Here is a 13,098-nt window from a genome sequence, read left to right as displayed (position 1 = left end):
CAAGTACGTCCTTGTAGGCTCCGGCGCGGCATCCATGCCGCTCAGGGTCCCGCGACGGTGAGCGGGCAAGGACCAGTCGAGATGGTCGGTGTGCATGGGAAGAGCAGTGCTGGAAGCGCCTCGTTTGATCATGAGCAGCGGCTCCACGTCTGATGCGCACCGCACGACAGACGGCTTTCAGATCAGTGCCGACCAATTGTCTGGTGCGGTGCCCTTGCCGGTTGCGGGACCGTGTGGCGGCATAGATGCCGCCACCGAGCCCCCCAGGGACGGGTTCACGGCGTGTCTCGCAAGCGGTGAGGGCACCGCGCCCTCGACGTTGCGAGTGTGCTGCAGGGCCCTTGCCCGCCCACCATCGCGGCACACGCCGCAAGTACGTCGATGTAGGCTCTTGAACGGCGTCCATGCCGCTCAACGACTGCGCCACCGCCGACGGACGCGGCCCAGGCCCGGAATCGGCAAATAGCATGCGCACCCCTGCCCTGCGCAGCGCCTGCATGCACCGGGCGATCAGTTGCTATTCCTGGGCGGTCGCTGCATTGCGCGGCCGCCTCGGGTTCACCGCACGATCAATGCACGTCCTTCCAGTATTCCTTCTTAAGCAAGTAGGCAATGAAGGTGAGCAAGGCCAGGAACAGGATCACCCACACGCCCATGCTTTGCCGTTTCAGCGCCGCCGGCTCGCCCGCGTACTCGAGGAAGTTGGCGATGTCGCGCACGGTCTGGTCGAACTCCACCGGCGTCTGTCGCCCGGGTTGGCCGAGCTTGAGCGCCTGCACCGGCTTGTCGCCGGTCGCCTTGTCGGGCGGGCCGAACTGCGCCTGCTGCAGCCCTTGCAGCTCCCACAGCGGATTGGGCATGGACGCATTCGGGAACAACTGGTTGTTCCAGCCCAGGGGGCGGGTCTGATCCAGGTAGAACGACTTGAGGTAGGTATAGACCCAGTCGGTGCCGCGCACGCGGGCGATCAACGTCAGATCCGGCGGCGCCTTGCCGAACCACTTGGCCGCCGCATCGTGCGGCATGGTGCCTTCGATGTGTTCGCCGATCTTGGCGCCGGTGAAGTTGAGGTTGGTCATGACCTCTGCTTCGCTCAAGCCCAGATCGCTGGCCATGCGCGAATAGCGCAGGTACTTCAGCGAGTGGCAGCCGGAACAGTAGTTCATGAACAACTGCGCGCCACGCTGCAGCGAGGCACGGTCGCTCATGTCGTTGCCGGCCTGCTGCACCGCACCGCCTTCGGCCGCAATCGCACCGCCGCCAATAAGCAGCCCGCACAGCAGGGCAACCATGCGCGACGTCCATGACCTCACGTTGGAATTAGTCATGGGTGGTCACCCGCTCCGGCACCGGCTTGGTCTTGTCCAGCCGCGTCCACACTGGCATGGTGATGAAGAAGGCGAAGTACAGGAAGGTCAGCACGCGCCCGACATAGGTTTCGTGCGCGTCGGTACCGGGGCCGGAGCCGATCACGCCCAACCACACGAAGCACACCACCAGCACGCCGAGCGCGACCTTGGAGATCCAGCCGCGGTAGCGGATCGAGCGCACCCTGGCCCGATCCAGCCATGGCACCAGGAACAGGATCGCGATCGCCGAGAACATCACCAGCACGCCACCGAGCTTGTTGGGGACCACCCGCAACATCGCGTAATAAGGCGTGTAGTACCAGACCGGCTTGATGTGCTCGGGGGTCACCAGGCGATTGGCCTCGGTGAAGTTGTCGTGCTCCAGGAACAGGCCGCCGAACGCCGGCGCGAAGAAGATGATGAAGGCCGCGATCAGCAGCAAAAAGCCGACCCCGACCAGGTCCTTGACCGTGTAGTACGGATGGAACGGGATGCCGTCAGCCGGCTTGTGCGCGTCCCAGCGGTTGCCCTTCGGCCCCTTCTTGATCTCCACGCCGTCGGGATTGTTGGAGCCCACCTCGTGCAGCGCGCCGATGTGCAGCACGATCAGCAGCAACAGCACCAGCGGCAGCGCGATCACGTGCAGCGCAAAGAAGCGGTTGAGCGTGGCATCGCCAGGCAGATAATCGCCCATGATCCATTCGGTCAGCCCGTTGCCGATCACCGGGATGGCACCGAACAGCGAGATGATGACCTTCGCGCCCCAGAACGACATCTGCCCCCACGGCAGCACGTAGCCCATGAAGGCTTCGGCCATCAGCACCAGGTAGATCAGCATGCCGAGAATCCACACCAGCTCGCGCGGTTTCTGGTAGCTGCCGTACATCAGCCCGCGGAACATGTGCAGGTACACCACGATGAAGAACAGCGAGGCGCCGGTGCTGTGCATGTAGCGGATCAGCCAGCCCCATTCCACGTCGCGCATGATGTATTCGATCGAGGCGAATGCATCGGCGGCGCTGGTCTTGTAGTGCATCGTCAGGAAGATGCCGGTGACGATCTGGTTGACCAGCACCACGATGGCCAGCGAGCCGAAGTAGTACCAGAGATTGAAGTTCTTCGGCGCGTAGTACTCGCTGACATGCTTGCGATACATGGGCATCAGCCCGGGCGCGCGTTCGTTGACCCAATCGAACACACCGTTGGCGGTACGGACCAGGATATTGCTCATCAGGCAGCCCCCGTGCTGTTGGCCGACGTACCGGCACCATCGGGATCGACGCCGATCACCAGGGTGTTGTCGTCCACATAGTGGTGTGGGGGCACCAGCAGATTGATCGGTGCCGGCACGCCGTCGAAGACGCGGCCGGACATGTCGAAACGCGACTTGTGGCAGGGGCAGAAATAGCCGCCCTTCCACTGCGGGTCGTAGGGCTCGGGGCGGATCTCGGCAACCATTTCCGGCGAGCAGCCCAGATGCGTGCACAGCCCGACCAGCACCGAGATGTCGGACTTGATCGAGCGGTACTCGGGATTCTTCAGTACGTAGTCCGGCTGCTGGTCCTTGTTCTCGGACTTGGGATCCTTGAGCCGGTCATCCAGCGATGGCAGCGCGTCGAGCATCGCCTTGGAGCGCTTGACGATCCAGATCGGCTGACCGCGCCATTCCAGAACCAGCCGTTGCCCTTCCTGCAAGGCGCTGATGTCGGCGGTCACCGGGGCGCCGGCCAACTTGGCGCGTGCACTGGGATTCCACGACTTCACGAACGGAACTGCGACAAATCCTGCTCCGACCGCACCGACCACGGCCGTTGTCGCGGTCAAAAACCGACGACGCCCGAGATCAGCAGGTGCGTTAACCCCATCGTTGGCCATCCGGCTCTCCGATCTTGATTAGGTAGCGTGAGGCTGCCAACGGCTGGCGGGGGGTCCAGCCGCGATGAATCGACCGCAGTGTAGCGGAACGCTTAATACACAGACAACGCAATGTACGCAGTCGGACCGGCGCAGTGCAAACACTGCACGCAGGCGCGCGTCGATTGCATCACGTGCCAGCCTGACACAGGACGGACAGCTGTGACGCAGTGCTGGCAAAAGGGCCCCGCACCAGTCGAAGACCTGCTGCGCGTGGGCTGCGGCAGCGCGCAGCCGCGAAGGCTGCCTGCGCGACGTGGTGGCAGCCCGACATCCGTCCCGACTGGTTGTGGTCAAGGCAGGCTGCAGTGCGCAGCACATGCACGCGAAGGCACCCAGCTCAGTTGGCTGCCGTGGCCTGCCCACGATAGCGTCCGGCCAGCAGGCCGACGCGTTGGACGTAGCGCTGGGTCTCGCTGTAAGGCGGCACGCCACCGTAGCGGTCCACCGCGCCTTCGCCTGCGTTGTAGCCGGCAGCAGCGAGCGTGAGATCGCCGTTGAAGCGCTTCAGCAACCACGAAAGATATTGCACGCCACCGCGAATATTTTGCGTTGCATCATAGGCATCGCTGACCCCGAAGCGGCGTGCAGTCCCGGGCATCAACTGCATCAGCCCCTGCGCGCCGGCACGACTCAGTGCCAGCGGGTTATAGGCCGACTCGGCATGGATGATCGCGCGCACGATCGCCTCTTCGACCCCGAACTCGCGCGCGGCCGCAGTGATTTCCTGCTGATAGGCGTTGGTATTGAGCCGGATCGCGCCGAAATTGACGCCCGGCTTGGCGCCGCAGGCGTAACAGGTTTCGATGAAGCTGTAGTGGATGGTGCGCAGGCCCTGGATGCTGGCGACCTGGCGCGGGCGCGCACTGGTGTAATGGCGAACGCCATCCTTCATATACGAATAGACCTGCCCGCTGACCACCCGGCGCGGATTGACCGCGGCAGCGGCGGGCGGCTGCACGATCGACGTCTCCGATACCGGCTGCGCGCGCGGCCTCAGCGCCGAGGCGAGCTCGGCAGCGCGAGGAGGCGGTTGGCTGGCCGGCTGGCTGATGATCGTGGCCGGCGCGCCACTGTCGATCGTGGCGCTGCTGCGCGCCGGGCTGGCGACCACGCCCGGCGTCGGCCGAAGCGTGGACGGCGCGGCGCGGCGCGCGGACCGGTCCGGGGCGTAGCTGCTGATGACGCTGCAGGTCGCCCCGCTCTGGCGCTTGCTCAGGTAGCTGGTGATCCCGTCGCCGCTGACGCACTTGTACAAGGTGCCGGCGCTGGCCGGCGCCGCCGACAACGTGACAACTAGCAGCCCCAGCACTCTTGACATCCCCTTCATGCGGCGGAGTGTCCCAGCTTGGCCCGGGCTTGCCAAGTGGCTGCCGCGGTTATCCGGGCAGTTGCTCCAGCCGCGTCCGCAACGCGTTCAGCGCCTGGGTCAGGGGCGCGCGCACGACGTCCGGGGAGATCGCATCGAAAGGCAGATCGAGCAACAAGAGGTTGGCTGCCAGCGCCGGCATGCTCGGTGCGCCCAGGCCCAGCCAGCAATGTGACGGCCCGTCGGCTTCCAGCGCGCCAAGCCAGGGCGGGATGCGCGCGGCGAGTGCTTCCAGCGTGCCGTGCAGGCGTACCCGCGCCCGACACGGAAACGGCGACTCGCCGATCGCCTTGCGCAGGAGTTGCAGCGGCTCCTCCGGCAACGCGCGCGCGGCGAACCGGGCGCCGGTCGCGCTGGCCTGGTCGATCCGGTCGGCCCGCAGGGTACGCCAGTCCTGACGCTCGCAGTCCCAGGCCAGCAGGTACCAGCGCCGCCCGTAGTTCACCAGCAAGGCCGGCTCCACGCAGCGCGTGATCGGCGCGCCGGAATGCCGGCGATAGTCCAGCCGCAGCGTGGTCCGGTCGCGGCAGGCGCTGGCCAGTTGCGCCAGCAGCGCCGCATCCACCAAGGCACCGGCGTCCTCGGTGATCGGCAAACTGGCCGTGGCCGCATGCGCGGCACTGGCACGCTGGCCGCTGCGCCGCGGCAACAAGGGATCGAGCTTGAGCAGCACCCGCGCCGCCGCCGCATCCATGCCGCGCATCACCGGAGCCGCTGCGCGCAAGGCAATCGCCACGGTCAGTGCTTCGTCCTCTTCAAACAACAGCGGCAGGGCCGCGGCGCCCTGCCCCAGCTGATAACCGCCTCCGGCCCCGGGCGCGGCCTGCACCGGGTAGCCCAGCTCGCGCAAGCGCTCGACCGCGCGCCGCACGCTGCGCGGGTGCAGTTCCAGGCGCTCGGCCAGCGCCGCACCGGACCAAGTCCGGCCACCTTGCAGCAGGGCGAGCAGACGCAACAAACGGGCAGCGGTCGAAGCCATCGCGCTACCGTATTGCGGACAGGAACTGTCCGCAATGGCTGCGTAGGATGGCGCTGGCACCGCGGCCCATGCCTGCCGCATCCACCAAGGACCTGCAATGCCCGACAACCGCCACATCACCCTGTTCCACAATCCCCGCTCGCGTTCGCGCGGCGTGCTGGTGCTGCTGGAAGAGCTCGGCGCCAGTTACGACCTGCAGATCGTCAATCTGGAAAAAGGCGAGCAACTGACGAGTGAGTACCTGGCGATCAACCCGATGGGCAAGATTCCGGCGATCCGGCACGGCGACAGCGTGGTCACCGAACAGGGCGCGATCTACCAGTACCTGGCCGAGCTGTATCCGGAAGCCGGCCTGTCGCCGGCACCGGGCGATGCCGATCGCGGCGCCTACCTGCGCTGGCTGGACTTCTATGGCTCGGCGTTCGAGCCGGCGATCATCGACCGCGCGCTGAAGCGCGACGCGCCGCCGCGCGCGATCTCCCCCTACGCCGACTGCGACACGGTGCTGCAGGTGATCGATGCGCAACTGGCCAAAGGCGACTATCTGTTGGGCGAACGCTGCAGCGCGGCGGATGTGCTGTGGGGCGGCGCGCTGGGCTGGATGCTCGATTTCGGCCTGATCGATCCGCCTGTCAGCACCCGCGCCTACATCGCCCGCATGGCCGACCGGCCGGCGTTTGCACGTGCAGAGGCGACCAACGCCAAGGCCTAACCAGGCGGACGGGCCCGGCGCAAGCGGGTAAACTGTGCGGCTATCTTCTACCCGCCTGGAATAAGCGCCATGCCCGGGACATCCGTTTCCGACCTGTCCGCGGCCACCGCCGTGGACGCACCTGCCCTGTTGCCGCTGCCGGTGGCCCGCCCGTCGGCGCCTGCGGTGGTGCGCGGCAAGCTCTACATCAAGACCCACGGGTGCCAGATGAACGAGTACGACTCGGCCAAGATGGCCGACGTGCTCGCCGCCTCCGAGGGCCTGGAGCTGACCGACAACCCCGAAGACGCCGATGTGGTGCTGGTCAACACCTGCTCCATCCGCGAGAAGGCGCAGGAAAAGGTGTTCAGCCAGCTGGGCCGCTGGAAGGCGCTGAAGGCCGGCGGCAAGCCGGTGATCATCGGCGTCGGCGGCTGCGTGGCGTCGCAGGAAGGCGAGGCCATCGTCAAGCGCGCGCCCTATGTGGATCTGGTGTTCGGCCCGCAGACCCTGCATCGCCTGCCGGAGCTGATCCGCGCGCGGCGCGAATCGGGCAAGTCGCAGGTGGACATCAGCTTTCCGGAAATCGAGAAGTTCGATCGCCTGCCCGAGCCGCGTGCCGATGGCCCGTCGGCATTCGTGTCGATCATGGAGGGCTGCTCCAAATACTGCTCGTTCTGCGTGGTGCCCTACACCCGCGGCGAGGAAGTCAGCCGGCCGTTCGAGGACGTACTGGTGGAAGTGGCGCAACTGGCTGCGCAGGGCGTGCGCGAGATCAACCTGCTCGGCCAGAACGTCAACGCCTATCGCGGCGCGTACGGCGCCGATGTCGGCGACGCAGTGCAGTACGCGGATTTGGGCTTGTTGATCCGCACCATCGCGCAGATCGAGGGCATCGGCCGTATCCGTTTCACCACTTCGCATCCGCTGGAATTTTCGGACTCGCTGGTGGATGCGTATCGCGACGTGCCGCAGCTGGCCAATTACCTGCACCTGCCGGTGCAGGCCGGCAGCGACCGCATCCTGTCGGCGATGAAGCGTGGCTACACCGCACTGGAATTCAAGTCCAAGATCCGCAAGCTGCGCGCGGTGCGTCCGGACATTTCGATCAGCTCGGACTTCATCGTCGGTTTTCCCGGCGAGACCGAAGCGGATTTCGAAAAGACCATGAAGCTGATCGAGGACGTGGGCTTCGACCAGAGTTTCTCGTTCGTGTATTCGCGGCGTCCCGGCACGCCGGCCTCGGACCTGCAGGACGACACCCCGGAAGCCGTCAAACAGGCACGGCTCGCGCGTTTGCAGGCGCAGATCAACGCGCACGCCACACGCATTTCGCAGTCCATGGTCGGCAGCGTGCAACGGGTGCTGGTGGAAGGCCCGTCGCGGCGCGATCCGAACGAATTGACCGGCAAGAGCGAAAACATGCGCCCGGTGAATTTCCCCGGCAACCCGCGCCTGATCGGACACTTCGTCGATGTGTTGATCACCGAGGCGATGAGCAATTCGCTGCGTGGCCTTATCCAGGTGGATGACAGCGCGAGCTGATGCGGCACAGGCGCCGGCTTGCGTGGCGCCTTGCGCCAGCGCTTGGTGGCGGATTCGTGGTGGATGACAGAGAGCGTGCTGGTCGGTCGCGACAGTCGTGGTGCTGCCGCCAGCCGCCCGATGCCGCATCTGCCTGCGATGGTTCTTACCTTGCGTGGCTGGGTGTGTGTGCGTGTGTGCATGTGTGTGTGTGCGTGTGTGCAACACGCTGCCACTTCATCGAGCTCACACGCGTCACGCCGCGCGCCTCGATCTTTCGCACGCACGCAGCGGTGTACGCACTACGCTGAGTCGCCAACTGGCGCTCGAGCCTCTCCAATTGCCCGGTGACCTTGCGCAGCACCGGGCAATGCTCGGTTTGCAAGCCAGCGACAGCGCGCATCGTTCGCAAAGGCCGGGCAATGTGTTTGATCGCGCACAGCGACGACATCGACAGCGACTCGCCTCAGCACGCGGCACGCGGCACGCACGCCGAGTGATCAAAATTTCACCACCTGTCTGCAACACCTTGCGGCACAAGGCGTGCGAGCACTTACCCACAGGCTTTGCCGAATTCGATCCACACCGCTTGTGGACAACCGCCATCGCAGTGGCGATTTTTTCGCCACCTCCCTGCCGGACCTTGTGCGAGTAAGCGCCACAATTTTTATCCACAGGTTAGTGATGCGTGACTCCACAGCGACTGTGGAAAACCCGCGCATGTCGCCAGGTTCTGGCCAGACCGGGTGATTGCAGTGGCCGGGCGTGTTGGTGGGATCACACGCTGCGCGCTACCCTCGTCTGCCGCCCAACCGACCAGCGCATGCGTGCGCGGTCCGATCCGACCATGAACTCACCTGTACATCGCGACTTCACCCTGGAACCCGACGACATCGAGCGCCTGGCCAATCTGGCCGGCCCGTTCGACGCGCACCTGCGCCAGATCGAACTCAAGCTGGGCGTGGAGATCGCCAACCGCGGCAACATCTTCCGCGTCACCGGCCCGGAGCCGGCGATCAACGCCGCGCAGTCGCTGCTGACGGCCTTGTACGAGGAAGCCGCCGCCGCCACGTTCGACAACCACGCCATCCACCTGCGCCTGAACGATGCCAATGTCGAGCACGTGGTCGATCGTTCCTACGTCGCCCAGGACGTGGCGATCAAGGTCAAGCGCGGCACCGTGCGTGGCCGCGGCGCCAACCAGGCCAAGTACCTGCATGCGATTGCCACGCACGACATCAATTTCGGCATCGGCCCGGCCGGTACCGGCAAGACTTTCCTGGCCGTGGCCAGCGCCGTGGAAGCCTTGAATGAATCGCGCGTACAGCGCCTGATCCTGGTGCGCCCGGCGGTGGAAGCCGGCGAGAAGCTGGGCTTTTTGCCCGGCGATCTCAGCCAGAAGGTGGACCCGTACCTGCGCCCGCTCTACGACGCGCTCTACGAAATGCTGGGCGTGGAAAAAGTGGTCAAACTACTGGAAAAGAACGTCATCGAGATCGCACCGCTGGCCTATATGCGCGGCCGCACGCTCAACGATGCCTACGTGATCCTGGACGAGGCGCAGAACACCACCATCGAGCAGATGAAGATGTTCCTGACCCGCCTGGGCTTCGGCTCCACCGCAGTGGTCACCGGCGACCTGACCCAGATCGACCTGCCCAAGCACGTCAAGTCCGGCCTGCGCGACGCGATCGAGGTGCTGCGCGATGTGGACGGCGCCAGCTTCACCTTCTTCGAGGCACGCGACGTGGTGCGCCACCCGCTGGTGCAGCGCATCGTTACCGCGTATGAAAAACGCGATCAGCAGGACGCCGCCGCCAAGCAACCGACTGAATGAGTCGGCGCCTAGTCAGCTGGTGCTGGCAGGCGCATTCGTCGCCGTGACATCGCTCGCTGCCGCGGTGCCGCCGCCGGGTATCCTGATCCTAGGCGGCTTGGCTGCGTGACCAGCCCGGCTTCGTTTCAAGCTTGAAGGCGCGGGATTACAATCGCGGCTGCACTTGCCCAGGAAACGCTCGCCATGACCCGTGGACCTGTCCGCCTCGACGTCGCTGTCAGTTATGCGCTGCGGCGTGCCGGCCTGCCGTCGGCGGTGAGTTTTCGCAAGTGGGTGGCGGCCGCGCTGAAGGGACGCATCCGCGAGGCGGATCTGGCGGTGCGCATTGTCGATGAGAAGGAAGGCTGCTCGCTCAACCACCATTACCGTGGCAAGGATTACGCCACCAATGTGCTGAGTTTTCCGGCCGAGTTGCCCGAGGGCCTGCCCAAGGGCATCAAGATGCCGCTGCTCGGCGATCTGGTGATCTGTGCGCCGGTGGTGGCGCGCGAGGCCGCCGAACAAGGCAAGTCGCTGGCCGCCCATTACGCCCATCTGACCGTGCACGGCACCTTGCACCTGCTGGGCTGGGATCACGAGGACGACAAGGAGGCCGACGCGATGGAGCAACTCGAACGCGAGATCCTGGCCGATCTCGGCATCGACGATCCCTATGCGGGAGAGCACTGATGCGGGCCTGCCTCGCCACCGCGTTGCTGTTGCTGGCCTGCTCCGGCGCCTGGGCCCAGACCGCGCCGGTGCGTCCGGACCTGCCGGCCCTGATCGAATGCCGCCAGCGCATCGGTGACTTCAACGCGCTGGCACCGGTACTGGCGGACCCGCTCAAGGCGGTAGCGCTGGGCTGGACGCCGCTGGAGCAGGCCAACCTGTTCATGACCGAGTACACGCTCAACACGCCGATCAGCGTGTTCGGCCACAGCACCACCCACATCGCGTTCTCCGGCGCCAGCGTCATGGCGCTGCTGGACCTGCCCGACCCGCGCCCGCTGGCCAAGCAGCTGAACCTGGAACTGGGCGTGGATAACGCCGACAAGGTCATGTACGGCCGCGAGCTGGTCAGCGAAGACACCACCAACCCCAAGACCGGCGAGGCGATGATCGAATCGATCGTGCTCAGCGTCTCCAACGTGAAGTCGCATCCGGGCAAGACCGTGGTCGGCTGCGGCTACAGCCTGGACCTGCCCTGAAACGTAGCTTCCGCCCCCGCCCCGTCCACAGCGCCTTAGCGGCTTCCTGTTAGACTGCCTGCTATCGCCTGGTTTGCCGGGTGCCGTCCCCCGTCACGATGTCCGAAGACGACAGTAGCCAATCCCAAGAAACACCCGAAAAACGCCGTAGCTGGCTCGAGCGCCTGAGCGCTGCCTTCTCTGGCGAGCCCCACACCCGCGACGAACTGGTCGCGTTGCTGCGGACCGCCGAACAGGACGGTCTCATCGCCGCAGACACCTTGCGCATGATGGAAGGCGCGATCTCCGTGTCCGAGCTCACCGTGGGCGACGTGATGATCTCGCGCTCGCAAATGGTGTCGCTGCCGGTAGAGGCGCGCTTCATCGACCTGATGAAGCAGGTGGTGGAATCGGGCCATTCGCGCTTCCCGGTGCACGGCGAGAACAAGGACGAAGTGCTCGGCATCCTGCTGGCCAAGGACCTGTTGCGCGGCGTGGTTGCCGACAACGGCCCCGGCAACGTGCGCGAACTGCTGCGCCCGGCGGTGCTGATCCCCGAGTCGAAGAAGCTCAACGTCCTGCTCAAGGAATTCCGCCTGTCGCGCAACCACATGGCGATCGTGGTGGACGAGTACGGCGGCGTCGCCGGTCTGGTCACCATCGAAGACGTGCTGGAGCAGATCGTCGGCCAGATCGACGACGAGCACGACGATGCCGAGGAAGAGAATTCGCTGATCGCGATCCAGGCCGACGGCCGCTATGTGGTCGATGCGCTGACGCCGATCGAGGACTTCAACGAGCGCTTTGGCGCCGACTTCCCCGATGACGAGTACGACACCGTCGGCGGCCTGGTCACCGATGCGATCGGGCATCTGCCGGAAACCGGCGAGGAGCTGACGCTGGGGCGCTTTGCGTTCCGCGTGGCCAAGGCCGATGCGCGGCGCGTGCACGCCTTCCACGTGACCATCCTGCCGCCAGACCCGCAGGACGACGCTTGAACCTTTTGCACCGCATGACTGCTGCAGCAACAGGCCGCGGCAGGGTTCGGCGATGGGCGGCGTCCTGTCTGCTGCTGTTGCTTGCACTGCTGGTGGCGCCTGCCGCCGTTGCCCAGGTCGCCGATCAGGCCCCTGCCCGACCGGCTGCGTCGGCGCCGCGTGTCGGTGTGGTCACCATGCAGCCGGGCGAGGTGTTCTTCGAGCGCTTCGGCCACGATGCCATCGTGGTGGTCGATCCCGTCACCGGGCAGGCCACCTCGTACAACTTCGGCTTCTTCGATCCCAGCGAGCCGGATTTCGTTCCGCGTTTTGCGCGCGGCGAGATGATGTACTACCTGGTCGCGTTGCCGCTGGACGAAGACCTGCAGCAATATCGCGCGGTCGGCCGCGGCGTCAGCATCCAGTGGCTGGATCTGCCCCCGGACCAGGCGCGCGCGCTGGCTGACGGGCTGGCCGTCCGCAGCCGGCCCGAGAACGCGCGCTATCACTACGATTATTTCGTGGCCAACTGCGCCACGATGGTTCGCGACACGCTGGACCGGGCGATGGGCGGCGGATTGAAATCGCAACTGGCCGGACGCTCGCGCGGCAACACCTTCCGCAGCGAGGCAGTACGCCTGGCCTCTCCCGCCCCGTGGATGTGGCTGGGCTTCGACCTGGGCCTGGGGCCGTACGCGGACCGCCCGTTGTCGCGCTGGGAAGAAGCCTTCGTGCCGATGCGTCTGGCCGACAGCCTGACCCAGGTGCACAACAGCGCCGGCCGCCCCTTGGTGCAGTCCACGCAGGTCCTGCTGCCGCATCGCATTGCACCGGAGCCGGCCGAACAGCAACGGCATTGGTGGCCATGGCTGCTGACCGGGCTGATCGTCGCTGCCGGCGTGCTGGCGTTCGGTCGCCGGCAGCGTGTGCTGGCCGCATTCGCCCTGCCGTACTGGCTGCTGTGCGCAATTGGCGGCGGCCTGCTGGTGTATCTGTGGGGCTTCACCGTGCATCAATCGGCCTGGGCCAATCGCAACCTGTTGCTGGTCAACCCGCTGTGCGTGCTGCTGTTGGTCGGCGGCATCGCCCTGCTGCGCGGGCGCCGGCCCGGACGCTGGTTCGACGTGCTGCGCTGGGTGGTCGCCGGCTCGGCCCTGCTGGCCCTGCTGATCCATTGGCTGTCGTTCCAGGCGCAGGACAACCTGCAATGGGTGCTGCTGCTGTTGCCCATCCACACCGCGCTCGCCATCGCCTTGCGGCGGCGTGACTTGTCCGTGCGCACGCGCTGATCC

11 protein-coding genes and 1 pseudogene are annotated in these 13,098 nt (G+C 65.9%); 7 read left to right on the top strand and 5 right to left on the bottom strand.

The window, feature by feature from the left end; all coding sequences use genetic code 11:
• Positions 1-569: 569 nt before the first annotated feature.
• The 5 genes from LL972_RS18230 to LL972_RS18210 all read right to left on the bottom strand — a co-directional run bounded on the left by LL972_RS18230 (position 570) and on the right by LL972_RS18210 (position 5,611).
• On the bottom strand, positions 570-1,328 hold the full coding sequence (locus LL972_RS18230; protein WP_228328788.1) for a cytochrome c1: 759 nt from the start codon (positions 1,326-1,328) through the stop codon (positions 570-572).
• Positions 1,321-2,580 (bottom strand): cytochrome b, encoded by a 1,260-nt coding sequence (locus LL972_RS18225; protein WP_228328787.1) that lies wholly within the window; start codon positions 2,578-2,580, stop codon positions 1,321-1,323. The genes LL972_RS18230 and LL972_RS18225 overlap by 8 nt, the downstream gene beginning before the upstream one ends.
• Positions 2,580-3,224 carry a ubiquinol-cytochrome c reductase iron-sulfur subunit gene (gene petA, locus LL972_RS18220; protein WP_166765306.1) on the bottom strand — a complete coding sequence of 215 codons (645 nt, stop codon included), beginning with the start codon at positions 3,222-3,224 and terminating at the stop codon, positions 2,580-2,582. Before petA ends, LL972_RS18225 begins: the two co-directional genes overlap by 1 nt.
• Positions 3,225-3,603: 379 nt before the next feature.
• A complete protein-coding gene (locus LL972_RS18215; RefSeq protein ID WP_228328786.1) occupies positions 3,604-4,593 on the bottom strand; it encodes a lytic transglycosylase domain-containing protein in 990 nt (329 codons plus the stop codon).
• A 49-nt stretch (positions 4,594-4,642) separates the two neighbouring features.
• The gene (locus LL972_RS18210; RefSeq protein ID WP_228328785.1) at positions 4,643-5,611 is read right to left on the bottom strand and encodes a helix-turn-helix transcriptional regulator; all 969 of its coding nucleotides are present in this window, start codon (positions 5,609-5,611) and stop codon (positions 4,643-4,645) included.
• A gap of 154 nt (positions 5,612-5,765) precedes the next feature.
• Between LL972_RS18210 and LL972_RS18205 the strand changes: the two are divergent.
• The 7 genes and pseudogenes from LL972_RS18205 (at position 5,766) to LL972_RS18175 (ending at position 13,095) form a co-directional block, all read left to right on the top strand.
• Positions 5,766-6,354, top strand: a pseudogene (locus tag LL972_RS18205) (glutathione S-transferase family protein).
• A 38-nt stretch (positions 6,355-6,392) separates the two neighbouring features.
• Positions 6,393-7,847 (top strand): tRNA (N6-isopentenyl adenosine(37)-C2)-methylthiotransferase MiaB, encoded by a 1,455-nt coding sequence (gene miaB, locus LL972_RS18200; protein WP_228328783.1) that lies wholly within the window; start codon positions 6,393-6,395, stop codon positions 7,845-7,847.
• Positions 7,848-8,673: 826 nt separating this feature from the next.
• Positions 8,674-9,663 carry a PhoH family protein gene (locus LL972_RS18195; RefSeq protein ID WP_228328782.1) on the top strand — a complete coding sequence of 330 codons (990 nt, stop codon included), beginning with the start codon at positions 8,674-8,676 and terminating at the stop codon, positions 9,661-9,663.
• Positions 9,664-9,846: 183 nt separating this feature from the next.
• Entirely contained in the window at positions 9,847-10,332 is a 486-nt protein-coding gene (gene ybeY, locus LL972_RS18190; protein ID WP_228328781.1) for an rRNA maturation RNase YbeY, read from the top strand.
• Complete coding sequence (locus LL972_RS18185) at positions 10,332-10,850, top strand: hypothetical protein (protein WP_228328780.1); 519 nt, start codon at positions 10,332-10,334, stop codon at positions 10,848-10,850. The genes ybeY and LL972_RS18185 overlap by 1 nt, the downstream gene beginning before the upstream one ends.
• Positions 10,851-10,948: 98 nt before the next feature.
• Complete coding sequence (locus tag LL972_RS18180; RefSeq protein WP_016901625.1) at positions 10,949-11,827, top strand: HlyC/CorC family transporter; 879 nt, start codon at positions 10,949-10,951, stop codon at positions 11,825-11,827.
• Positions 11,824-13,095: a DUF4105 domain-containing protein gene (locus LL972_RS18175; RefSeq protein WP_429002188.1), complete on the top strand. Its 1,272-nt coding sequence runs from the start codon at positions 11,824-11,826 to the stop codon at positions 13,093-13,095. The genes LL972_RS18180 and LL972_RS18175 overlap by 4 nt, the downstream gene beginning before the upstream one ends.
• Positions 13,096-13,098 lie beyond the last annotated feature (3 nt).

The organism is Xanthomonas campestris pv. asclepiadis (genome assembly GCF_020784175.1).
Classification (GTDB): Bacteria; Pseudomonadota; Gammaproteobacteria; order Xanthomonadales; family Xanthomonadaceae; genus Xanthomonas; species Xanthomonas campestris_D.
The sequence above is the reverse complement of the archived record's forward strand: the minus strand, read 5'-3'. Positions and strand labels throughout refer to the sequence as shown.

Excerpts from the sequence above, each read along its gene's own strand:
- petA (WP_166765306.1), bottom strand. The coding sequence starts at position 3,224 with ATGGCCAACGATGGGGTTAACGCACCTGCTGATCTCGGGCGTCGTCGG.
- LL972_RS18210 (WP_228328785.1), bottom strand. The coding sequence starts at position 5,611 with ATGGCTTCGACCGCTGCCCGTTTGTTGCGTCTGCTCGCCCTGCTGCAA.
- ybeY (WP_228328781.1), top strand. The coding sequence starts at position 9,847 with ATGACCCGTGGACCTGTCCGCCTCGACGTCGCTGTCAGTTATGCGCTG.
- LL972_RS18195 (WP_228328782.1), top strand. The coding sequence starts at position 8,674 with ATGAACTCACCTGTACATCGCGACTTCACCCTGGAACCCGACGACATC.
- LL972_RS18180 (WP_016901625.1), top strand. The coding sequence starts at position 10,949 with ATGTCCGAAGACGACAGTAGCCAATCCCAAGAAACACCCGAAAAACGC.
- LL972_RS18185 (WP_228328780.1), top strand. The coding sequence starts at position 10,332 with ATGCGGGCCTGCCTCGCCACCGCGTTGCTGTTGCTGGCCTGCTCCGGC.
- LL972_RS18225 (WP_228328787.1), bottom strand. The coding sequence starts at position 2,580 with ATGAGCAATATCCTGGTCCGTACCGCCAACGGTGTGTTCGATTGGGTC.
- LL972_RS18215 (WP_228328786.1), bottom strand. The coding sequence starts at position 4,593 with ATGAAGGGGATGTCAAGAGTGCTGGGGCTGCTAGTTGTCACGTTGTCG.
- miaB (WP_228328783.1), top strand. The coding sequence starts at position 6,393 with ATGCCCGGGACATCCGTTTCCGACCTGTCCGCGGCCACCGCCGTGGAC.
- LL972_RS18230 (WP_228328788.1), bottom strand. The coding sequence starts at position 1,328 with ATGACTAATTCCAACGTGAGGTCATGGACGTCGCGCATGGTTGCCCTG.